Raw genomic sequence first — 23087 nt, forward strand, 5'->3', positions numbered from 1 at the left:
TGGAAAGTCTTTATGAGTTAAAAGCTTCAATGATCTTCGAGAAGTCTTCTAATTTTAAAGCAGCACCTCCAATAAGCCCTCCGTCAATATCAGGCTGGGAGAAGATCTCTTTTGCATTATCCGGCTTTACAGATCCACCGTAAAGGATTGAAACTTCATCTGCCGTTTCCTGACCGTATTTTGCCGCAATAATATTTCTGATGTGTGCATGAATTTCCTGAGCCTGCTCCGGTGTTGCCGTTTCTCCGGTTCCGATAGCCCAAACCGGTTCATAGGCGATTACGACTTTTCTGATCTCTTCAGCAGAAAGAGTGAAAAGAGCTTCTTCTGTCTGGCTTTTTACCACTTCAAGGTGCTGTCCGGCCTTTCTTTGATCAAGAGTTTCCCCGTTGCAATAGACAGGAATAAGACCCTTATCCAATGCCAGCTTAATCTTTTTGTTACACTGGGCATCTGTTTCGCCGTGGTATTGTCTTCTCTCAGAGTGACCGATCAGTGAACCTGTTGCGTCGATAGACTCTAACATGTCTGCAGAAATTTCTCCGGTGTAAGCACCGCTTTCATGCTCGCTCATATCCTGGGAAAATACTCCGATCTCATCCTTTTCAAAGATATCTTTGGCCATCATCAGATACAGAGACGGGGGAGCGATCCAAACCTCGCAGTTGGTAGAAGTGTTGTTTTTATAGCTTAGTAACTGAATCATCAATTGTTGTGCATCAATTACATTTTTGTTCATTTTCCAGTTGCCTGCAACTATTTTTCTTCTCATAATTATTTCTTATTTAATCTTCGTTTATTTTTGTGTCAGTAAAAACATAGGTGTTGTCCTTTTTTCCCATCATTTCGATAGATTGAAATTTCACATCACCATTAGCCAGCACTTCATAATTATAAATGTCGGTCACATTATCTGTTTTATGAAGTTCATAATATTTCCCGTTTTGAGTCCACCAGCTGCCGTTTTCCGTTTCCTGTACCACACTACCGTCTGCGTTGATGGCAACAAACATCAAAATGCTCTTACCTTTTTCAAGCCTGCATGATACCCAATATTTTGAAACTCCTTCCATCTGCTGATTGACTTCAGAGCCTTTGTAACATCCCATGACTTTTGGATCATATTCCTTTTTTTGAGCTGTTAACCCTGCTGCTATAGAAAACAGGGATAAAACAAGTAATTTTTTCATAGATTATTTATTAATTCCTTCCAGTTTAAACATGAATGCATACACCAATGCGATATCCTTCAGGTAATCAAACCTTCCGGAAGCACCGCCATGACCGTAGTCCATATCGGTTTTTAGCAATAATACATTTTTATCCGTTTTCATATCTCTCAGTTTCGCCACCCATTTTGCAGGTTCGAAATACTGTACCTGAGAATCATGAAGACCTGTTGTTACCAGTAGGTTAGGATAGTTTTTCTTTTCTATATTTTCGTAGGGTGAATAAGATTTCATATAGAAATAGGCCTCTTTATTGTTCGGATTTCCCCATTCGTCATATTCATTGGTCGTAAGCGGAATACTTGTATCCAGCATGGTATTGACAACATCTACGAAAGGTACCTGAGAGATCACTCCGTTCCACAGCTCAGGGCTCATATTGGCTATGGCACCCATCAGTAATCCGCCGGCACTTCCTCCCTGGGCATACAGATGCTTTGGAGAGGTATATTTTTCTTTTACCAGATATTCTCCGGCATCAATGAAATCGGTAAATGTATTTTTCTTTTTCATCATTTTGCCGTCTTCATACCATTGTCTGCCCATTTCCTGTCCGCCACGGATATGAGCAATAGCATAGGCAAAACCTCTGTCGAGAAGACTCAGCCTGTTACTGCTGAAAGTTGCATCCATAGAACTTCCGTAAGAGCCGTACGCATAAAGAAGTAATGGATTTTTACCATCCTTTTTAAAACCTTTTTTATAAACAATGGAAATCGGAATCCTGGTGCCGTCCTTTGCAGTGGCAAAAAGCCTTTCGGTTGTATAATTTTCTTTCTGATACCCTCCCAGAACTTCCTGCTGCTTTAATAATGTTCTTTTTCCGGTCTTCAAATCCTGTTCATACTGAGAGCTTGGAGTAATCATGGAAGTATATCCGAAACGGAAATTATCCGTATTGTATTCAGGATTTGCTGACGGATAAACGGTATAAGCGGCTTCATCAAACTTCAGAAACTCTTTTTTTCCTGTTTTTCTGTCGTAGATTACCAGTTGGGTCAGCCCGTTCTGTCTTTCGCTGAAAACAAGATAGTTCTTGAATGCAGACACATCCTCCATAAGCACATCTTTTCTGTGCGGGATAAAATCTTTCCAGTTTTCAATACCTGTTTTGTCCAAAGGAACTTCCACCACTTTGAAGTTAAGGGCATCCTTATTGGTTGTTACTAAAAATTTATCTTCCAGAGATGTTACATCATATAATACATCCTTTATTCTGGGTTGGAAAACTTTGAAGTTTCCATTAGGATCATTGGCATCCAGATATCTTGTCTCGGAAGAAGTGGTAGCACGGGATTCGATCAGGATAAACTTGTTGTTTTTAGTCTTTCCTACACCAATATAGTTGGTTTTATCCTTTTCCTCATATACCAGAACATCTTTTGTGGAATCCGTTCCCAGTGTATGTCTGAAGATCTTTTCCGTTAAAAGGGTTTCAGGATTTTTTGAGGTATAGAAAATCGTTTTATTATCGTTGGCCCATGTTGCAGAACCTGTTGTATTTTTTATCCCGAGATCAATTGTTTTTCCGGTAGAAAGATCTTTTAAGAATAGCTTGTACTGCCTTCTCGAAACATCATCCACTCCGTAGATCATTTTAGTATTATCCGGGCTGATACTGAAGCCTGATGCAGCGTAATAAGGATGTCCTTCCGCCATCTGGTCTACATCCAGAAGAACTTCTTCCGGAGCAGTAAGGCTCCCTTTTTTCCTGCAATATTTGAAATACTGTTTTCCTGTTTCTGTACGGCTGTAATAATGATAACCGTTTTTAAAAACAGGTACAGACTCATCCTTCTCCTTGATTCTGGCCTTCATTTCCTGGAACAGCTTCTCTCTGAAGGGTTCAGTATCTTTCATCATGCCTTCCCAATAGGTATTCTCTGCCTTTAAGTAGTCAACAACTTTGGTAGAATCTTTTCCTTTTTTAAAATAATCAATCATCCAGTAATAAGGATCATTGACCTTATCACCGTGGATTTCTCTGATGTGTTCCTGCTTTTCTGCAACAGGAGTCTTCAGGTTCGGAAATTGCTGAGACTGAAATGTAGATGCACTCATTACTAATAATCCTAGATAAATTTTTTTCATGGTTTTTTATTTTGGGTTAAGGTTTATGCCAAACCCCATAGGTTTTTAAGAAGAATGTAAAATGTATGTTCTTCATCCGTTACCTTATTATCAGCTTTGATCAATGATTTTGCAAATTTTACAAACTTTACACGCTCATCTTCAGTAGAATCTTCGTGGAAGCATCTTGCATGAAACTCAAAATGATCTTTCCATTCTTCCGGCTGCAAAAGAGCCAGTGTTTCAAGCTCATTATCAAGATTCATTCTGAACGGGAATTCATCCGCCAGATACTGCTGTACAAGCATTCCTTCTTCAGGAGCAAACTCTCCGTCTACAGAAGAAAGGATCATTAGTAGGTGATAACCGGCGATTGATTTATTTGATTTTTGCATAAGTATTATAATTAAGTTTAGTGTTTAATGGTGATGATCAATGTAGATTGATGTTGACATTCCGGCCTTTATTCCGGTATTATTTAACGTAATCTTTAGCGGGCTGCTTGTCAACGATTTTTCCCTTTTCCAGGAACAGAACAAACGGGTTGCTTCTTGCTATGGTTTTAATAGCAGTTCCGTCCATCATAGCATTTTTGATCGTTTTAAAAGTATTCGGGTCTGTAGAAATTCCATAGATCAATGCTCCTTTCTGAGCGTTTACTTTGGCCTCTACTTTTTGAAGCAGGTCAGCCGGAACTTCTTTTGGATGATAAGAGAAAACCAACACTGCTTTTGGTGCACTAATGATTTCTTCCGTAAGCTCCATCCCTGTAGGATCTTCAATTTTAAATTTCACGATCTCAGATTTGTAACCTTCCTTCGTCAGAACAGATTCATTTTTGCCATCTTCAATTTTCCATGGCGAACCTTCCGCCCAGTATTTGGTTTCTTTGATATAATCATCCTGGTTGATTCTGACTACTTCCCCGGTTTTCTGATTTTTCAGAGAATAAAAAGTCTTATATTCAGAAGGGTTTTTACTGATTTTCATCTTTTCTCCTCTGATGTCTGTGCCTATTTTATAATCACGGAAATCAATGATCGGTTCATGCATAATGCCTTGAGCCATAATGTAAACCATGATCAGCGAAAAAATACCCAGAAGAGCATATTTAAATTTGCTGGAAGACTCTTTTCTGCTCACGCCATATTCATCTTTCTTCTGGAATTCCTTTCTATACATTACAAACAGAAGAATGAGCCCAATTAAAAGAGCCACATCTTTGAAAAAGCTCTGCCATGGAGTAAACTTGATCGCATCACCGAAGCATCCGCAATCCGTCACTACATTGAAGTAAGCCGAATAAAAAGTGAGAAATCCGAAGAATATACAAAGAGCGATTAAAAATGATAAGGTAAATTTAAGCTTTAATTTCAGCAGCAGCATAAAACCGAGGAAAAGCTCAAGCACAACCACAATGATTGAAAATAGAAGGGCAAATTTTTCAAAAAACGGCATATTAAAGACCGCAGGAGAGAAATATTCCTCCATTTTAAAAGAAAATCCTACCAGATCCACAGCTTTTACAAAGCCTGAAAGAATGAAAATAACTGCAATAATAAAGCGTAATAAACCTTTGATCATATTAAATAGTTTTGGGTTCGAATTGATTATTTTTTTCAGAAAATTTGATCAGACAGAAAACAGCATAATTCAGCATATCGAAATAATTGGCATCAAGACCTTCGGAAACGATAGTTTTTCCCTGGTTGTCTTCAATCTGTTTGGTTCTCAGTACTTTTTGATAGATAAGATCTGTGATGGATGAAATCCTCATATCCCTCCATGCTTCACCATAATCATGATTTTTCCTTTCCATTAAAGCCTTTGCTTCACTGGCATATTTATCGTACAGACCTAAAATTTCTTCCTTATTTTCATTAAAGTCATTGGCCAGCCCCTTTTCAAGCTGAATAAGCCCAATGATAGAGTAGTTGACAATGGCGACGAATTCATCTTCTTCACTTTCATCCACCATCTTTTTATCGGTCATCTGCAGCGTACGGATTCTATTGACTTTGATGTAAATCTGATCCGTAATGGAACTTGGCCTTAAAACCCTCCATGCCGCACCGTAATCCTGTAGTTTTTTACTGAAAAGATCACGACACTGACTGATAACTTCCCCGAATTGTACTGATGTTTTTAGCATAAATTTTCTTAATCTTCCAAATATACGAATTCGGTTCGAGATTTTAGACTGACACTTATTGGGTGGGAAGGGAAAGTAGGAGGGTGAAGAGTTATGAGTAATAAGTTGCGGAAATTAAAATCTTTTCTCTATCATCTCTTTTCTATCATTTCTTTCTATCATCTTTTTATCTGTTATCTTATCTCAAATTTTATCTTAATACATCTTACAAATCCTTAATTTTGCACAATAAAAATCATTCATCGTCCAATCAATTATAGACTCTCTCATGCTCCCAAACGCTACCATTTTCAAACCTTCAGAACCTGAAATTTACTCTATCAACTGCAACGGCCGTCTCATCCAGCTCCACATGCCAAAAATCATGGGAATTCTCAATCTTACTCCCGATTCATTCTCTGACGGAGGAAAATTCAATAATGAAAATACGGCATTGAAGCAGACCGAAAAACTTCTGAGAGAAGGAGCTGAAATCATTGATATCGGTCCGCAGTCTACACGCCCCAACGCTGAATTTCTGAGCAGTGAAGAAGAAATAAACAGGATTGGAAACATGATCTCCCGGATTAAAAAAGAATTTCCGGAAGCATTGATCTCGCTGGATACTTTTTATGCTGATACTGTCAGGTTCGGATTCAATGAGGGAATCGACATTGTCAATGATATTTCAGGCGGGCAATACGATGCAGAAATGTTTGATACAGTGGCGGAAACAAAGCTTCCTTATATCCTCATGCACATCAATCCGTCTTATGAAACCATGCATGATAAAATAAGATTTGAAGACATTACGCTGGAGGTCAACCGTTATTTTTCCGAAAAGGTAAATCTGCTTCGGGAAAAAGGAGTCAATGATATTATTCTTGACCCGGGTTTCGGTTTTGGAAAAACTGTGGAAGACCAGATGAAAATGATCAGTGAAGTGGAATACCTTGGATTTGGAAGATTGCCTTTACTCATAGGGATTTCAAGAAAGTCATTTATCTATAAACCTCTTGGGAAATCGCCAATGGATATCAATGAAGAAACCCAGAAACTTCACCTGAAAGTATTGGAGCAGGGAGCAAAGATTTTAAGAGTTCATGACGTTGCTGAAGCAAAGGAAACACTTACTCAATTTTTATTAAAAAAATAAAAAGTGTTAAAAAAACTTGTGAGTAATTAAAAAGTTTATACATTTGCAACATGAATTTTACGAATCAGAAAAATATTATTGTCATTTCTATTGCAGCTGTTGTCATTTACAACAGTAAGGAAACGGCATTTTAAAAGTAGATTTTTAATTTAAATTATATATAAGCCGTTTCATTTTTGAAGCGGCTTTTTTTTTGTTTTAATTTTTTTATTTGTACAGCATATGTATCAGTTATTAACAGTAATTATTATCGTCATTATTATTCCCTTGCGTCTGTGAGAAGGAAAGTGTATGACTGTACATATATTGAGCCCTCTCACAGCGTGAGAGGGCTTTTTTTATTCCCTTTATTAAATTTTAACCCCCATATAACATGTATTACAACGACGACACGATCATCTATTTTGACGGAAACTTTATGAAAGCAAAAGAAGCGGGAACTGATCTTTACGGACAGTCACTCCACTACGGATACTCCGTTTTTGAAGGCATTAAATCTTACAGCACAGAAAACGGAACCATGATCTTTAAAGCAAAAGAACATTATGAAAGACTGAAAAGATCGGCAGAACTGATGCATATTCCTTTCGATTACTCCGTAGAACAGCTTACAGAACTTACGTATGAGCTTTTGGAAAGAAACGGATTCACAGATGCTTATATCCGCCCGTTGGTGACCTGCTCCCCGAATATGTCTTTGTCAAAAGGAAAACAATCCTATCTCTCCCTGTTAGCCTGGGAATGGAATAATGGATATCTCGCAGATAAAATGAAGATCATGACTTCAGACTTTCAGCGCCCCAATCCTAAAGCGTTCAAGGTAGAAGCCAAGGTAGGCGGTCACTATGTCAACTCCATTCTGGCTTGTCAGGATGCTAAAGATAAAGGATATGACGAAGCCCTTGTTCTGGATGAAAACGGAAATGTGGCTGAAAGTTCGGGAGCCAATGTATTCTACGAAAAAAACGGAATGCTGTTTACCCCTGCAAAAGGAAGCATTCTACCCGGAATTACAAGGCAGACGGTCTTTGAGATCTGCGATGAGTTGAATATTCCTGTAAAAGAAGAGTTCTTTTCACCGGAAGAAATGCGAGGGGCCGATGCAGGGTTTTTCTGCGGAACAGCAGCCGAGATTGTTGCCCTGGATTCTCTTGATGATATTCCCTTTACCAAGAAATGGGATGATACCGCAAGTGCTCTTGTACAACAGGCTTATCAGAAAAGAGTAAGAGTTTTGTCATTGTAAATTTTAAAAATTTAAACAATTGATTTTCAGTTAAGTAAATCTGTTTTTCAAACGGTTGGATATTGTAGTTTTCGGAAAATTTGAAAATGATAAAAATATAACAAGCTGTAGTTTTGGGTCGGAATTAAGCAAAGACTTCATTATAAAAACAGGATAAAGAAAAGCAAATGCAGGAAAATATGTTAAATAAATATTCAAAAACATTTACACAGAACAGCGAGCAGCCCGCTGCAAAAGCCATGTTATACGGGATAGGTTTTACAGAAGAAGATATGAACAAGGCTCAGGTCGGAATTGCAAGTATGGGCTATGACGGGAATACCTGTAATATGCATCTCAACGATCTGGCAAAAATGGTCAAAAAAGGAACCTGGGATCATGGTCTGGCCGGATTAATATTCAATACGATCGGGGTAAGTGACGGGATGAGCAACGGAACAGAAGGAATGCGTTATTCTTTAGTAAGCCGTGATGTGATCGCCGACAGTATTGAAGCGATCTGCGGAGCACAATATTATGACGGTCTTATCGCACTGCCGGGATGTGACAAAAATATGCCGGGAACCATAATTGCCATGGGAAGACTGAACAGACCTTCTATCATGGTATACGGAGGAACCATTGCTCCGGGATGCTATAAAGGAGAACAGCTCAATATTGTTTCTGCTTTTGAAGCTTTAGGTAAAAAAATCGCCGGCGAAATTTCTGAAGAAGATTTTGATGGCGTTGTCAAAAATTCATGCCCGGGTGCAGGTGCCTGTGGTGGAATGTATACTGCCAATACAATGGCTTCAGCAATAGAAGCGTTGGGGATGAGTCTGCCCTATTCCTCTTCCAATCCTGCTTTAAGCAAAGAAAAACAGGAAGAATGCCATGAAGCGGGAAAATACCTGAAAATATTATTGGAAAAAGATATCAAACCCTCCGATATCATGACCCGTAAAGCTTTTGAAAATGCATTACGCCTGATTGTAATCCTCGGAGGAAGTACCAATGCCGTCCTGCATTTTATAGCGATGGCTAAAAGTGTAGGAGTACAGGTTACTCAGGATGACTTTCAAAAGATGAGCGACTGTACACCGGTTCTGGCAGATCTTAAACCCAGCGGAAAATATCTGATGCAGGATCTTCATGAGCATGGAGGGACCCCTGCGGTAATGAAGTATCTCTTACAGCAAGGGCTTCTGCACGGTGACTGCCTTACAGTAACAGGAAAAACATTGGCTGAAAATCTGGAAAATGTTCCGGATCTGGATTTCAATACCCAGAAAATTGTAAAACCTCTTTCACAACCGGTAAAAGCGACCGGACATTTGAGAATATTGTATGGTAATCTTGCAGAAAAAGGAAGTGTAGCCAAAATTACTGGAAAAGAAGGAGAACGTTTTGCCGGAAAAGCCCGTGTATTTGATGGCGAAAAAAATCTCATCAGGGGAATTCAGGATGGAACCGTACAGAAAGGTGATGTCATCGTCATCCGGAATGAAGGCCCAAAAGGAGCTCCCGGGATGCCGGAAATGCTGAAACCCACCAGCGCATTGATAGGTGCAGGTTTGGGAAGCAGTGTTGCCCTGATCACAGATGGCCGGTTCAGTGGAGGAACCCATGGCTTCGTAGTGGGACATATTAGCCCGGAAGCTTATGAAGGAGGCTTGATTGCCTTTGTAGAAAATGATGACCTTATCGAAATAGACGCTGTCAATAATACCATACAGCTTAAAGTTTCAGAAGAAGAAATCGAAAAACGAAAACAGGGCTGGCAAAAACCTTCACTGAAAGTACAGAAAGGATTACTCTATAAATATGCATTAACCGTATCATCAGCTGCTGAAGGCTGTGTAACGGATGAAATCTCATAATCACAATATCATGGAGCATTTAAACAGATCTAATGAAACAGAACTTAGCGGAAGCCGGATCATTCTGGAAGCTTTTATTCAGGAAGGTGTAAAAACGGTTTTCGGGTATCCGGGAGGAGCCATCATTCCCATTTATGATGCATTGTATGACTATAAAGAGCAGCTGGAACATATTCTGGTCCGCCATGAGCAGGCAGCAGTACACGCAGCACAGGGACTTGCCAGAGTTTCCGGCGAAGTGGGCGTTGTACTGGCAACCAGCGGGCCGGGAGCAACCAATCTGGTGACAGGCCTGGCAGATGCCTTACTGGACAATACTCCTTTGGTATGTATCACAGGTCAGGTCTTTGAACATCTTTTGGGTACGGATGCCTTTCAGGAGATTGATGTGATGAATATTACAAGCCCTGTCACCAAATGGAATTATCAGGTTACGGATGCCCATGAGCTTCCCGAAGTGCTGGCAAAAGCGTTCTATATTGCAAAATCAGGACGTCCGGGGCCGGTACTCATTGACGTTACCAAAAATGCCCAGTTACAGCATATTCTGTTCAGGGGATATTCTCCATGCTATTCATTAAGGAGCTATAATCCGGATCCTAGACCTGATATGGGGAATATCGAAAAAGCTGCCGCTCTGATTAATTATGCAGAGAAACCTTTTGTGATTGCCGGACAGGGAATTATGCTGGGAAAAGCAGAAAAAGAGTTCCTGAATTTTGCCGAGAAATCCGGAATTCCGGTGGCCTGGACGGTTTTAGGAATGAGTGCCATTCCTACCGATCATCCGCAGGCTGTGGGAATGGTGGGAATGCACGGAAATTACGGACCTAATGTTCTTACCAACGAATGTGATGTCCTGATTGCTGTCGGGATGCGTTTTGATGACAGGGTGACAGGAAGGCTGGACCAGTATGCGAAGCAGGCAAAGATCATTCATCTGGATATTGACAAGGCTGAGATTGATAAAAACGTAAAGGCAGATATACCAATACTGGGAAACTGTAAAGAAACGCTTCCGCTCCTTACTGATTTGATCAGGAAAAGAGACCATTCCGAATGGCATAAGAAGTTTACTTACTGTTTTGAAATTGAAGACAGCACACTGATCAGGAAAGAATTATATCCGCTGGAAGGAGAAATTACCATGGGGGAAGTGATCCGGCGCCTTAATGAAATCACAGAAGGGGAAGCAGTGATTGTAACGGATGTAGGTCAGCATCAGATGGCTACCTGCAGATATTCAGGTTTTAAACATTCACGAACCAATGTGACAAGCGGCGGATTAGGAACAATGGGATTCTGTCTTCCGGCAGCAATAGGAGCTTCGTACGCACAAACCGGCCGTAAGGTGATTGCTGTAATGGGTGATGGAGGAGCGCAGATGAATATACAGGAGTTGGGAACCATTATGCAATACCGTCCTGATGTTAAAATCTTAATTCTGAACAATTGTTATCTGGGCATGGTAAGGCAATGGCAGGAATTGTTTCATGAAGAAAGATATTCGTCTGTAGATATTCAGAGCCCGGATTTTGTACAGGTAGCAAGAGGATATGGAATTGAAGGATGCAGGGTATCTGAACGGGAAGATCTTGAAACTGCCCTGCATACAATGCTGGATTATAACGGAGCTTTTCTTCTTGAGGTAATGACCGGAAAAGAGCATAATGTATTTCCAATGATCCCACAGGGAAAAAGTGTTTCAGAGATTGTGCTGAATAATAAATTTTAAAATATAAAAGATGAGAACAGAACATAAAGAATATACCATTACGGCTTATACAGAGGATTATTTAGGGCTGATCAGCAGGATCAATGCGATTTTTTCAAGAAGGAGAATTTCCATGGTGACCTTTAATGTTGGACCTTCTGAAACGGAACGTGTGAAAAAATTTGTCATCGTGATCAGGGAAACAGAAGAATCGGTACAGAAAATTACCAGACAAATGGAAAAACAGGTGGATGTACTGGAAGTTCATTATCATAAAAATCCACATTTCACGGCAATAGAATTTGCCAGCTAACAATGCATTAAATCAAAAAATAATAAATAAAATCAAAGAAAATGGCAAAATTGAATTTTGGAGGAGTAGAGGAAAACGTAGTAACAAGAGAAGAGTTTCCATTAAAAAAAGCACAGGAAGTATTAAAAGATGAGGTAGTAGCTGTTATCGGATATGGAGTACAGGGGCCGGGACAGGCACTGAATCAAAAAGATAATGGGATCAATGTCATTGTAGGGCAGAGAAAGAACTCAAAATCCTGGGATAAGGCTGTAGCAGACGGGTTTGTACCAGGCGAAACCCTGTTTGAAATTGAAGAGGCCCTGCAAAAAGGAACTATTATCTGCTATCTTCTGAGTGATGCAGCGCAGATTGAATATTGGCCAAAGGTAAAGCAGCATCTTAGTCCGGGGAAAGCTTTGTACTTCTCTCACGGTTTTGGAATAACCTTTAATGAACGTACAGGAATTGTACCTCCGGCTGATGTAGATGTATTTCTGGTAGCACCTAAGGGATCCGGAACCTCATTGAGAAGAATGTTCTTGCAGGACAGAGGGCTGAACAGTAGTTTTGCCGTATATCAGGATGCTACAGGTAAAGCCAGGGACAGGGTAACGGCATTGGGAATAGCGATTGGAAGCGGCTATCTGTTTGAAACGGATTTTAAAAAAGAAGTGTACAGCGATCTTGCAGGGGAAAGAGGAACTCTGATGGGAGCCGTACAGGGAATATTTGCTGCACAGTATGATGTTTTAAGGAAAAACGGTCACAGCCCGTCCGAAGCCTTTAACGAAACTGTAGAAGAGCTTACCCAATCATTAATGCCGTTAGTGGCTGAAAACGGTATGGACTGGATGTATGCCAACTGCAGTACCACAGCACAAAGAGGAGCCTTAGACTGGTGGAAACGCTTCAGAGAAGCAACTTCCCCTTTATTTGAAGAATTGTATGACAATGTAGCAAAAGGGAATGAAGCCCAACGTTCCATCGACAGCAACAGCAAGCCGGATTATAGAGAAAAGCTGGAAGCTGAACTGACAGAGCTTAGAGAAAGTGAAATGTGGAAAGCTGGAAAAACTGTACGAAGCCTCAGACCGGAAAACAATTAATCTCCCTGGAAAATGATGAAAGAAGAAGTAGGCTTTTCCGTACTGGAAGAGGTCTGTAAAGCTGAGGAAAGACTTAAAAATGTTGTTGTTAAAACACCTTTAGCCGTCAACAATAATCTTTCGGCTGTTTACGGCGCAAATATAAGCTTTAAAAGAGAGGATCTTCAACAGGTAAGATCATACAAAATCAGAGGTGCTTATAATAAAATGGCAACGATGTCTCCGGAAATCCTAGAGAAAGGAGTGGTGTGTGCGAGTGCAGGAAATCATGCCCAGGGAGTAGCTTTTGCATGCAGCAGAATGAAGGTGAAGGGAACGATCTTCATGCCTTTGCCTACCCCAGGACAGAAGCTGGAACAGGTAAAGATGTTCGGAGGAAGCTATATTGATGTGGTTCTGTATGGAGATACCTTTGACGAAGCAAAAAATGCCGCATTGAGGTTTTGCGATGAGCATGACGGAGTATTCATTCATCCGTTTGATGATCCTGCGATCATTGCAGGTCAGGCAACAGTAGGAATGGAAATCCTCGAACAGTCGGATGAACCTGTAGATTTTCTTTTTGTTCCCGTGGGAGGTGGGGGATTAGCTGCAGGTATCTGTTCTGTGTTTGGGAAACTTTCTCCGCAAACCAAAATTATCGGGGTGGAACCTTCGGCTGCTGCAAGTATGAAAAAAGCCATGGAAAAAGGCAAGCCTGTTCTTCTTGAAAAAATAAGCAGATTTGTAGATGGTGCGGCAGTTCAGCAGGTGGGTGCCATCACTTTTGAGCTTTGTAAAAATGCCTTATCCGATATGGTGACAGTAGATGAAGGGCTGGTCTGCGAGACGATCTTATCACTTTACAACAAAGATGCTATTGTGGCAGAACCTGCGGGAGCTCTCTCAGTAGCCGCTTTGGAAAAGTACAGAGACGAGATAAAAGGTAAAAATGTAGTATGCATCATCAGCGGAAGCAATAATGATATCACCCGTATGGAAGAAATCAAGGAAAAAGCTTTGCTGTATGCCGGCCTGAAGCATTATTTTCTGGTCAGATTTCCCCAGCGTCCCGGTGCACTGAAAACTTTTGTAATGGAAGTGCTGGGACCGGATGATGACATTACATATTTTGAGTATACCCAAAAAAATTCAAAAGAAAAGGGGATTGCTGTGGTAGGAATTGCATTGAAACAGAACAGAGATTTCAGTCCGTTGATCAGTAAAATGAAACAATATGATTTTTTTGTCAATTACCTGAACAATGATCCGTCTCTGATGAACCTGCTTATTTAGAAAAGCTGGAAAAGTAGAGGGGCCGATTGAACCACAAAAGGCTCAAAAGTTTTTTAACACTTAAGTTATTTTAAGTGATATTTCTTGCGTATATTAAGTACACATAAGCCTTTGAAAATCTCTGATTTTCATTAAAAAAAATCTGAGGAATCAGCTCAATCTTCGAGAGAGGTATCCGGTAAGTTCATGATTCTAAAAACACAATGATGAAAAAAGAAGCTTCACAAATTTTTGTGAAGCTTTTATGTTTTTATCTTTCAAGCGTAAAATTCGGAATGATTTTCGGGCGTTCCGTTTCATTGGCGACTTTCCAGGATGTTCTGTACATCCATTCTGTCATTTTGTACAGCTTTTTATAGTTGATGTTCTCGGATTCATCCTGTGGAGTATGGTATTGATCATGCAGTACACTGGTGAAGAATACAGCAGGAATTCCGATTTTAGCATACGGAAGATGATCACTTCTGAAGTAAAAATATTCAGCATGGTTGGGTGAATCCCAATCTTTCAGATATTTAAACTTAGTACTTTCATTATTAGCGTCTTCAGCCATTTTTACAAGCTCTTCAGAATTTTTGTGAGGGGCATTTCCTCCCAATAAGGCAGCTTCATTGTTATCATTTCTTCCGATCATGTCACCATTCAGAACCGCTACAACTTTTTCTTTGGGAACCACAGGGTGGGCAGCGTGCCATCTGGAGCCCAGTAATCCTCTCTCTTCAGCACCATGGAAAACAAAAAGGATGCTTCTCTTTCCCGGCTGTTTTTTATAGGCTCTTGCCATTGCCAGCATAGCAACGCAGGTACTTGCATTGTCATCGGCTCCGTTATAAATGGTATCATTTTTTACAGGATGTCTGATTCCGTCATGGTCCTGATGCCCGCTGAGCAGAACATATTCGTTTTTAAGGACCGGATCTGTACCTTCTATTTTCCCGATGATGTTCACAGAAGGGTATTTGTAGGTTTCCGTGATCAGGTTCAATGAGGCTTTAGGATTATTTTTCACCCAGCTTGCATTTTCTCTTTTGATCCATAAAACAGGAATGTTATTGGTGATTTTCTCCCTTAGGCCTTCTACGCCATAGCTTCCTCTTGTCATCTGGGGAAGCACTTCTGCCCAGCTTTTTTCAGAGGTCTCGTCTGTAATGAAAATGATGGCTTTTGCTCCCAGTTCAGCAGCTTTATTATAGTATTTTGTTCTTACAAATCCAGGGTATCTTCTTATAAAAAGAGTCATTTCTTTCTCTATATTTTTATCCGAAGCGTTTACAGCAAGTACTTTTCCTTTGATGTTCAGTTTAGAGAGATCTTCGGGTTCAGCATTTCCGGCGTATACAATTTCAGCATCAATGGATGCATTTACAGGTTCTGCAACAAGGAAATCTTTCCATAATTTCAGATTCTGATCACCTATTTTCAGGCTGCTTTGCGGAATCACCTGATGTCTGTACATATCAAAGAACTGGAAGAAGGTTCCGTTGTCTCCAGCAGGTTTCATTCCGGCTTCTTTAGCTTTGTCAGCAAGCCACATAGACACTTTCAGCTCGTCCAAAGTTCCTGCTTCACGGCCCCAGAACTGGTCTGCTGCAAGTTCATACATATCCTTACGGAGATCAGCTTCTTTAATAGCAGAAACCAAGGGTTTTTTATAGCTTTGAGCATTTCCTATACTGAACAGGAACAGGCCCAATAGTGAAAGAATATAATTTTTATTCATCTGTTTCTTAGTTCATATTGGCAAGTTTATCAGAGAACTGTTTTGAAAACTCTTTTCTGTCCTCTTCCAGTTTTTCCTGGTTGGAAGGTAAAATATAGTTAAAAAGGATTTTGTCTTCGTTGTCTAAAAAGATGATTTCCTTTTCATTTCCATCGATCATCTGTGAGAAAATCTCCCACATCGGGGTGTCTTTTAATTTTAATAATTCAAAAAACTGTTCTGCTTTGATTTCGATTTTCTGCATGTTCTTTTTTATATATTATCGTTGAATGCTGTTGAAATAGATTTCAAAATTAAAGATTTTGCCTTTCCCTGACTATTAAAATTCCAAAAACTTCAGTTTAAACTGAACGGCAAAATTCTGATTGAAATGCGGGGTGGCATAATAGCCTACTCTGTAGAATACACCCAGGTTGAAATAGCTGGAAAGGAAATTGTTCCATTCCAGACCTACTTCCTGATACAGGTGATCAAGCTTTCTGAACTTAAACTGATGGTATTCCGGATGTTTCATATCTCCGATGGTTCCCCTCAGTACAAAATCAAAGCTGGAAACATTATGTCCGAAACTTTTGAAGTAAAAGGGTAGTTTGTGGGTGAAATAATAGGCTACGAATTTGTCGTTATAATACTTTCCGCCCTCCAGAGTTGCAAAACCAAGGAAAGAAGTAAGGTTGAAGTTGAAATCTTTTCCCGGAGAAGCCAGTCCGTTCATTGTAAAATTCTTCCAGATTGGTGCCTGGCCCAAAACAACTCCGCCATACAGCCTGAAGCCTGTAGTTCCGATCGGTGTTTTAAAATTATGAACAAAAAGAGCATCAAAACGGGAGTAGTTAAAGCTTCCGCCCAGCATTTTATAACTCTGCTCATAATTAAAATAAAGCTCAGGATATTTCTGATCAATCAGTGATTTCCCCTGTGGGGTCATGATATTGGTAGAATTGGGAGAGTACTTCAATGTAAACAGCGTATTGAAGTTTTTGAAGGAAGACCCGCCATCCCTGAACTGATAATCAAACTCAGCTTCTTCTATATTTCTTCTCACTGCAAGGGCAAGGGTAAGGCCGTTTGTCACATCATTCAGATAAGATAATGATGCACCTTTGAAGTGGAAATATTTATCATTATTCAGGTTGTTCCCGAAATTCATCATTCTCATTTTGAAGTTCCAGAGTCTTCTGTAGAATTCCCCGGATGCCGTTACATCATCATAAAACTCAAACCTGAAAAAGGAATTTTTTTCTAAAGAGGTCTTCATATCCAGCCCCATACCGTATTTCCATCTGCGGTCTTTCACACCGTATGCAAAATAATAATCGGGAGAGAAATAAGGATTGAAATTTTCATTCATTTTAGCCTTTAATCCCAGTCTGAAACCTTCATACGAGTTATAATTCACAACCTCATCCACTGCAAAATCTACAGAGTTGACCCTGATCTGACCATTGAGCAAACCGGATAAAATCTGGGCTTTACCGTCTATTTTATATTGTTTTCCTAAGCTGTCTATCGTTTTATAGGTATTTTGTTCCCTGCTGGTGAGGGGGTCGGTTCGGTATTTATCCAATGAATGACCATCGATACTCTTTACCGAGAAAGTATAGCCTTTGAAATCTTTACGGTCTTCTTCGATAGGAGATTCAAAATCAAAATATTTGGAAGTCAGGAAAGCGTAGGTGCCAAAGCTCTTTTTATCTTTTTTGTTGAGACGGTCTTTGTCATCCATGGCCATTTTACCCATTTTAAGTTTTGCTTTTTCCTGGGCAAGGAACCATTTGTTATTGTAAAATATCCAGGTGCTGGTGATGATCCCGTCGTTTTTATTTTTACTGAAGTTTTCGATCTTCTTGATCCCGTAAGTTTCCGTATCTACATAGATCGCACCGTTGTATTTTCTTTTTCTGTCCGGATTTTTATAATTGACCTCACGGAAACGGATCACAAAATTTTTCCTTCCGTCAATGTCAACAGTATCGGAAAGAAAGAATCTGTAAAGTCCTCTGTTTTCGGGCTTCACCTGCTCCGGAACAATGTCTCTGTTACTTTGCTGAAGGGCGATCATTTCATAAATCGGCTGTTTCAGACCGGAAATTCTGTTATCCAGAATATTGATCTTTTCCCCGTATTTCTTGGAGTATAAAAACTCCTGGGCTCTTTCCCACAGAAACAGTTTGCTTTTGGAAAATATCTTTCTTGCGTTGATGTTATTTAAAGAATCCTTTGCTCTTTTTTTCTTAAAAACATTCAGATCATTGAAGTACTCCTGAAATTGGGAAATACTGTCTTCGTCAATATCCAGAGAGATTTTTTCATAAGATTTATAAGAATAGGAACCTAAGCTTTTGGGTGAATTATCTTTGAACAGTCTGTTTACTTTTTTCAGAATTTCCAAGGCTCTCGGATCACTTTTATCTTCTATGACCACCGCTTCAATATTGGTAGTTTTTGAAGATTTTCTGATCAGGGAAACTTCCATACTGCTTTCAATCGAAACGATTTCCTTCTGATAAGATTCAGCATCAATTTCTATGTCTTTACATTCTGTTTTGAATTCCAGAAAGCCCTGCGCATTGGTATATCCGATAATCTTTTTGTCACACGATATTTTTGCGTTAGAGACAGGTTTTTGGCTGGTGTCATCCACAACCTTTATTTTCAGTTGTGAATACCCCAAAAAGCTCATCATAAAAAATAATAACAATAAAACCCTTTTCATGTAAAAAAACTAGGTCAAAATTAATCATATTTATTGGCCTGTAAAAGTTTTTAACAGAGTATAACATTGATTTAATCTAATTCTGCAATGGAAAATTAAAAACGGTGAAATGCCATTTAATCATTCAGAGATTTATCCTGAAAGTCTGAAGCTGGAGGCTGGAAGTTATGAGGTATGAAAGAAGAATTTCATACCTTGTTAATTTTCCAACTTACAGCTTCTTTCTTCCAGCTTCCATTCCAAACTACTGTCTGTCATCCAATGCCCGCATAAAATCAATAATGTCATCAATTTCCTGATCCGTAAGCTGTAACGGAGCATCTGAAAGTGTCTGGTTTTCTACTTTAAATCCAAAGCCTTTTCCTCCACCTTTATTATAAAAATTCATCACTTCTTTCAATGTTTTATAACCTCCGTTGTGCATGTAAGGAGCCGTTTTGCTGATGTTTCTGAGGGTAGGGGTTTTAAAGGAATTCTGGAGGGATTCAACCGTTTCATGGAATTTTCCTCTGCCCGGATCCTGGTCAAAAGTTTTATTGTCTCCATTGATAGCTGTTCCCAGTACTTCCTGTTCAGTTTTTTTGAAAGTTGGAGGTACCGTTCCATTGAATAAAGGAATAAAGTGGCATATGGCACACTGAGCCTTTCCTACAAAAAGATTAAAACCACGTTTCTGGCTTTCTGTCATGGCAGATTTATTACCTCTCATGTATTCATCAAAACCTGAATTGAATGCTGCCAGCGAACGGATATAGCTTGCCAGTACATTCTGAAGTTGCCAGATTTCCGTCTTCTGAGATTGATAAATCTTTTTAAAAGCTGCCTGATATTCCTTATCCTGATTGATCTTTGCAAGAATAACATTAAGGTCCCCATGCATTTCTTCCTTATTGGAGATCACATCGGAGCTCTGGCCTTCCAGATCCTCTTTCCGCATATCCCAGAACTGCCCATGCTGGTAGCCTGCATAATTAAGTGAAGGAGCATTTCTTGCAAGCTCTGCATTTTCAAGGGATAACGATTTTGCAAGTCCGTCAGTAAATGCTTTTTCTGGAATATGACAGGTGGCACAGCTCCTGTTGTTATTGTTGGAAAGCATTTTATCGTTAAAAAGTTTGTGACCAAGGGCTGCTTTTTCTTTTGAAAAGGCAAATTCATTACCCGGAGTGAATGCATTGGGGTTGAAAGCATTCTTTGAAAAAAATGTAGCGGCATGTTTATTCAGGGCGGTCGTTACTTCAACATCCGGGATCTGTTCCTGTTTCTGGAATTCCAGCATCAGGGAAGTGATCTTGTTAAGATGATCAGGAATGAAATTGACGTAATCAAAAGAATTCTTATCCGGATTCTTTTTCAGTATTTCAAGAGCGGAACTTATTTCAGCATTGATATTTTTCAAAGCCTTACCTTTTGATCTGCCGGTAGAAATTTGCTCTAAAGTCTGCTTTACTGCTTCAAGCGCATAGGGTATTTCCTGTAAAGATGTTCCGGAAATAGGAGTGTCAAATCCTGCAATCCCTAAACTGGCAATTCTGAAAACTTCCTGTCTCAATGCATCAAAAACCTGATTTTTGCTTACCGTAATTACCTGAAAGTTGATTTTTATAGCATTGCTTTTATTAATCAGTTTTTTCAAAAATCTGATCACTTCATTTTTATTGGCCCGGTCATATGGGTAGAGCATTTCTTCCAGAACCTGTAATCCTTCCGGTTCTATTTCCGTGTGTTCATCCATTTCAATTTCAGGAAGGGCCGGCCCGTTGATGAATCTTGCGGAATGGGGAAGGAAGTATTCTACAGCCCATTCCATTTTTTTGTAGGTCTTTCTGAGTGTTTCAAACTTTTCCTGAAGAAGTTTTTCGTCAGCATTATCAGAGACAAGGTCTGTAAGTGTATTGACCTGTTTTTCAAACTCAATATTGTTGGCAAGGATTTCTTTTTTTACGGAACCTAAATCTTCGTATACAGGCTGAGGTTTCTCGTTTTTGCAGTAGGCAAGGACCAGAAGTGCCGTTGCTGCATATAAAAACAGAAGTATCGGGTATTTTGAAAGTTTCTTCATTGCATGAAAAAGTATCAACAGAAGATTTTCTGCTGATACTTTGATTTTTTATGAGTAATTAAAGCTATTTTTCTACGTTTCTGATGATGACAACCTGTCCGCCTTCTTTATTGGTATTCACTCCGGAACCGTCAGGATTCATAAATTTATCCGATTGCCATGTATGAGAATGGATATTCACAGTAAAGGTATTAGGAACTCCTATGATATCTGAAATGTCAACCATTGCCCCGAACTCCCAAGAACCGAATTTCTGAAGATCTCCGGACTGATTGTAAGCAGTCTGCCATGCAGAATTACCTCTGTTGTGCTTCATATTCAGCCACGGTTTATAATGTTTTGTTGCAATATTAAGCTGCCAGATGTAAGAGTCATGATTGGCCGCTTTGTAATAAGAATCACCGTCTTCCTGAATGTAAACAAAGTTTTCAGTGACACACAGGTTATCAGGATTGATCAGATTGTTTCCAGGATTAGAGTCTCCTTCTGCCACTACTTCCAGCTTTCCGGTCAGCATATTGTTGGCATTTAAAACCAGTTTGTAAACTCTTCCCCACATCGTCAATCCCGGTTTTGGATTTACACCGTCTAAGGATTCTCCGGTTGCTGTAAAATAGATTTCTCTTCCTTTTCCTGCTCCTTTTCTGTAATCTACATCTTCCACTCTTGAGAAGCGGATTGCATTATGATTGATATTGGCCTGGTTGATCTGAGCTCCTGTAGAGGTTTTTGCTCCTGTAATTTCAACAAATTCCACATCGTAGCTGCTTCCTTTGGTCATGTCAGTTTCTTTGTAGTTATTGTTGGTTCTTTTTAAAGCATATAGTTTTCCGTTATCAAGATCTCCCTGTGTATCGGCTACATACATGATCAGCTGTCCTGCAGATTGGTGGGAAGTAGAATATGACTGATCTTCACCGATGATGATATAAGATTTTCCATTAGATACATCCTTAGGAAGCGGAACGGCATTTTCCATAGACGCTTTTCCTAAAGCCGGTTTTACCCTGGTTTTATCTGAAGCCTGGGAAACAGGAGCTAAAGGGTTTAAAGCATGCACCATACTTTCTTCTCCGGATTCTCCTGCAGTAAGGAATGCACTGAAACCGTGAATTTCAGGAGTAGCTAATGTAGCAGAACATAATCTGGTGATTCCTCCGGTACCATTAAGAATGTATTCTCCTTTTACAGGTTTGAATGTTTTATCTAAATATACTCTGGAAACCGATTGCTTGATCTCATGGTTGGTGATCATAAGGTAACCGTCAGAATTAGGATCCTTCATGATTCCCATCCCGTCTGGCTGGCCCCCGAAAACAAAGTTGGGAGATCCAGGAAGTACATCTGAACTTGAAATAAGTGTGGTGATGTTCAGATTTTCAAAACCTGGCATTCCAAAAACGAAAGCTGATTCCTTAGAAAAATTTTCAATCTTGATATTGTTATTAACCGGAGTATTTTTTCCGTCGTTATTATCATCATTACAGCTCTGAAAGATAAGACCTGCAAGGAATAAAGCACCGATAGTTCTGTTAATTTTCATAATTGTTTTTTTGAATTTCGATTACGACAAAACTAGAGGTCTATTGTGAATTATATTTTACGGGGACGAAACAAATAGTTTAAGATTATGTCAGGATTTGTTAAGATAAGATCAATAATTAGAACGGATATAAATAAAAAGACTTTGATGAAAATCTTAGGAATAAGGGAATAGTATGTTATAACGCAGAGTACGCAAAAGTTTTATTTCCTGCTTTTTTCGTTCGCAAAGGGATTCCATTTAGCAAAAAGCGCAATAATTTCATAGCTGAGTGTAACGCCTTTGCGAACGAAAATATTGATGATAGCATGAGAATTTCTTTGCGATCTTTAGCGTTAAATAAAACATATCCAGCTTATATAACCGTCTAAATTTATTTTAATCTCCCGCTGATTTCACAGATTACGCAGATGTTTGCGGAAGAATCTGCGTAATCCGTTTGATCTGCGAGAAGTATCAATATTATATCTGCTTGATAAAAATCAATGAAAGAATGGTATTTTATAATGCAGAGATGCTACGGATTCTATTCGCAAAGGCATTCCATTTATCAAAAAATGCAGTCATTTCATAGCTGAGTGTAACGCCTTTGCGAACGAAAATATTGATGATAGCATGAGCGTTTCTTTGCGATCTTTAGCGTTAAATAAAACATATCCAGCTTATATAACCGTCTAAATTTATTTTAATCTCCCGCTGATTTCACAGATTACGCAGATGTTTGCGGAAGAATCTGCGTAATCCGTTTGATCTGCGAGAAGTATCAATATTATATCTGCTTGATAAAAATCAATGAAAGAATGGTATTTTATAATGCAGAGACGCTACGGATTCTATTCATCTGCTTTTTTCTTTCGCAAAGGGATTCTATTTAGCAAAAAATGCAATGATTTCATAGCTGAGTGTAACGCCTTTGCGAACGAAAATATTGATGATAGCATGAGCGTTTCTTTGCGATCTTTAGC

General features: G+C 39.4%; 18 protein-coding genes. 7 read left to right on the plus strand and 11 right to left on the minus strand.

Annotation, left to right across the window (positions count from 1 at the left end; genetic code table 11):
- Nucleotides 1–10 precede the first annotated feature (10 nt).
- The 6 genes from tpiA to ACTJJF_RS15510 form a co-directional block, all read right to left on the minus strand.
- Complete coding sequence (gene tpiA, locus ACTJJF_RS15485; protein WP_065397062.1) at nt 11–772, minus strand: triose-phosphate isomerase; 762 nt, start codon at nt 770–772, stop codon at nt 11–13.
- Between the two features lie 13 nt (nt 773–785).
- Nucleotides 786–1190, minus strand: coding sequence for a hypothetical protein (locus ACTJJF_RS15490; RefSeq protein ID WP_440700213.1), 405 nt, complete (start codon nt 1188–1190; stop codon nt 786–788).
- A gap of 3 nt (nt 1191–1193) precedes the next feature.
- Nucleotides 1194–3320 (minus strand): S9 family peptidase, encoded by a 2127-nt coding sequence (locus ACTJJF_RS15495; protein ID WP_440700214.1) that lies wholly within the window; start codon nt 3318–3320, stop codon nt 1194–1196.
- A gap of 23 nt (nt 3321–3343) precedes the next feature.
- On the minus strand, nt 3344–3694 hold the full coding sequence (locus ACTJJF_RS15500) for a TerB family tellurite resistance protein (RefSeq protein WP_312299904.1): 351 nt from the start codon (nt 3692–3694) through the stop codon (nt 3344–3346).
- 79 nt (nt 3695–3773) lie between these two features.
- Complete coding sequence (locus ACTJJF_RS15505) at nt 3774–4883, minus strand: BT_3928 family protein (protein WP_440700215.1); 1110 nt, start codon at nt 4881–4883, stop codon at nt 3774–3776.
- Nucleotide 4884: 1 nt separating this feature from the next.
- Nucleotides 4885–5451, minus strand: a complete 567-nt coding sequence (locus tag ACTJJF_RS15510) for a DUF1599 domain-containing protein (RefSeq protein ID WP_440700216.1) — start codon at nt 5449–5451, stop codon at nt 4885–4887.
- 268 nt (nt 5452–5719) lie between these two features.
- Here ACTJJF_RS15510 and folP point away from each other — a divergent pair, with 268 nt between their 5' ends.
- From folP to ilvA, 7 genes are all read left to right on the plus strand, one after another.
- Nucleotides 5720–6586 carry a dihydropteroate synthase gene (gene folP, locus ACTJJF_RS15515; protein ID WP_440700217.1) on the plus strand — a complete coding sequence of 289 codons (867 nt, stop codon included), beginning with the start codon at nt 5720–5722 and terminating at the stop codon, nt 6584–6586.
- 373 nt (nt 6587–6959) lie between these two features.
- Nucleotides 6960–7832, plus strand: coding sequence for a branched-chain-amino-acid transaminase (gene ilvE / locus ACTJJF_RS15520; protein ID WP_312299896.1), 873 nt, complete (start codon nt 6960–6962; stop codon nt 7830–7832).
- A gap of 179 nt (nt 7833–8011) precedes the next feature.
- The gene (gene ilvD, locus ACTJJF_RS15525) at nt 8012–9691 is read left to right on the plus strand and encodes a dihydroxy-acid dehydratase (protein ID WP_312299894.1); all 1680 of its coding nucleotides are present in this window, start codon (nt 8012–8014) and stop codon (nt 9689–9691) included.
- Nucleotides 9692–9701: 10 nt separating this feature from the next.
- The gene (gene ilvB / locus ACTJJF_RS15530) at nt 9702–11426 is read left to right on the plus strand and encodes a biosynthetic-type acetolactate synthase large subunit (protein WP_440700218.1); all 1725 of its coding nucleotides are present in this window, start codon (nt 9702–9704) and stop codon (nt 11424–11426) included.
- 10 nt (nt 11427–11436) lie between these two features.
- Nucleotides 11437–11718: an ACT domain-containing protein gene (locus ACTJJF_RS15535; protein ID WP_123841582.1), complete on the plus strand. Its 282-nt coding sequence runs from the start codon at nt 11437–11439 to the stop codon at nt 11716–11718.
- Between the two features lie 41 nt (nt 11719–11759).
- Complete coding sequence (ilvC, locus tag ACTJJF_RS15540; protein ID WP_440700219.1) at nt 11760–12806, plus strand: ketol-acid reductoisomerase; 1047 nt, start codon at nt 11760–11762, stop codon at nt 12804–12806.
- Nucleotides 12807–12818: 12 nt separating this feature from the next.
- On the plus strand, nt 12819–14081 hold the full coding sequence (ilvA, locus tag ACTJJF_RS15545) for a threonine ammonia-lyase IlvA (RefSeq protein WP_440700220.1): 1263 nt from the start codon (nt 12819–12821) through the stop codon (nt 14079–14081).
- 250 nt (nt 14082–14331) lie between these two features.
- Here the strand turns inward: ilvA and ACTJJF_RS15550 are convergent, their stop codons facing one another.
- The 5 genes from ACTJJF_RS15550 to ACTJJF_RS15570 form a co-directional block, all read right to left on the minus strand.
- On the minus strand, nt 14332–15801 hold the full coding sequence (locus tag ACTJJF_RS15550; protein WP_440700221.1) for a M20/M25/M40 family metallo-hydrolase: 1470 nt from the start codon (nt 15799–15801) through the stop codon (nt 14332–14334).
- A 7-nt stretch (nt 15802–15808) separates the two neighbouring features.
- Nucleotides 15809–16045 (minus strand): hypothetical protein, encoded by a 237-nt coding sequence (locus tag ACTJJF_RS15555; RefSeq protein ID WP_312299881.1) that lies wholly within the window; start codon nt 16043–16045, stop codon nt 15809–15811.
- A gap of 75 nt (nt 16046–16120) precedes the next feature.
- Nucleotides 16121–18502 (minus strand): hypothetical protein, encoded by a 2382-nt coding sequence (locus tag ACTJJF_RS15560; protein WP_440700222.1) that lies wholly within the window; start codon nt 18500–18502, stop codon nt 16121–16123.
- Between the two features lie 259 nt (nt 18503–18761).
- Complete coding sequence (locus tag ACTJJF_RS15565; RefSeq protein WP_440700223.1) at nt 18762–20579, minus strand: cytochrome-c peroxidase; 1818 nt, start codon at nt 20577–20579, stop codon at nt 18762–18764.
- Nucleotides 20580–20643: 64 nt separating this feature from the next.
- On the minus strand, nt 20644–22122 hold the full coding sequence (locus ACTJJF_RS15570; RefSeq protein ID WP_440700224.1) for an alkaline phosphatase PhoX: 1479 nt from the start codon (nt 22120–22122) through the stop codon (nt 20644–20646).
- Nucleotides 22123–23087: the final 965 nt, after the last annotated feature.

The organism is Chryseobacterium sp. 22458 (assembly GCF_052044975.1).
Lineage (GTDB): Bacteria > Bacteroidota > Bacteroidia > Flavobacteriales > Weeksellaceae > Chryseobacterium.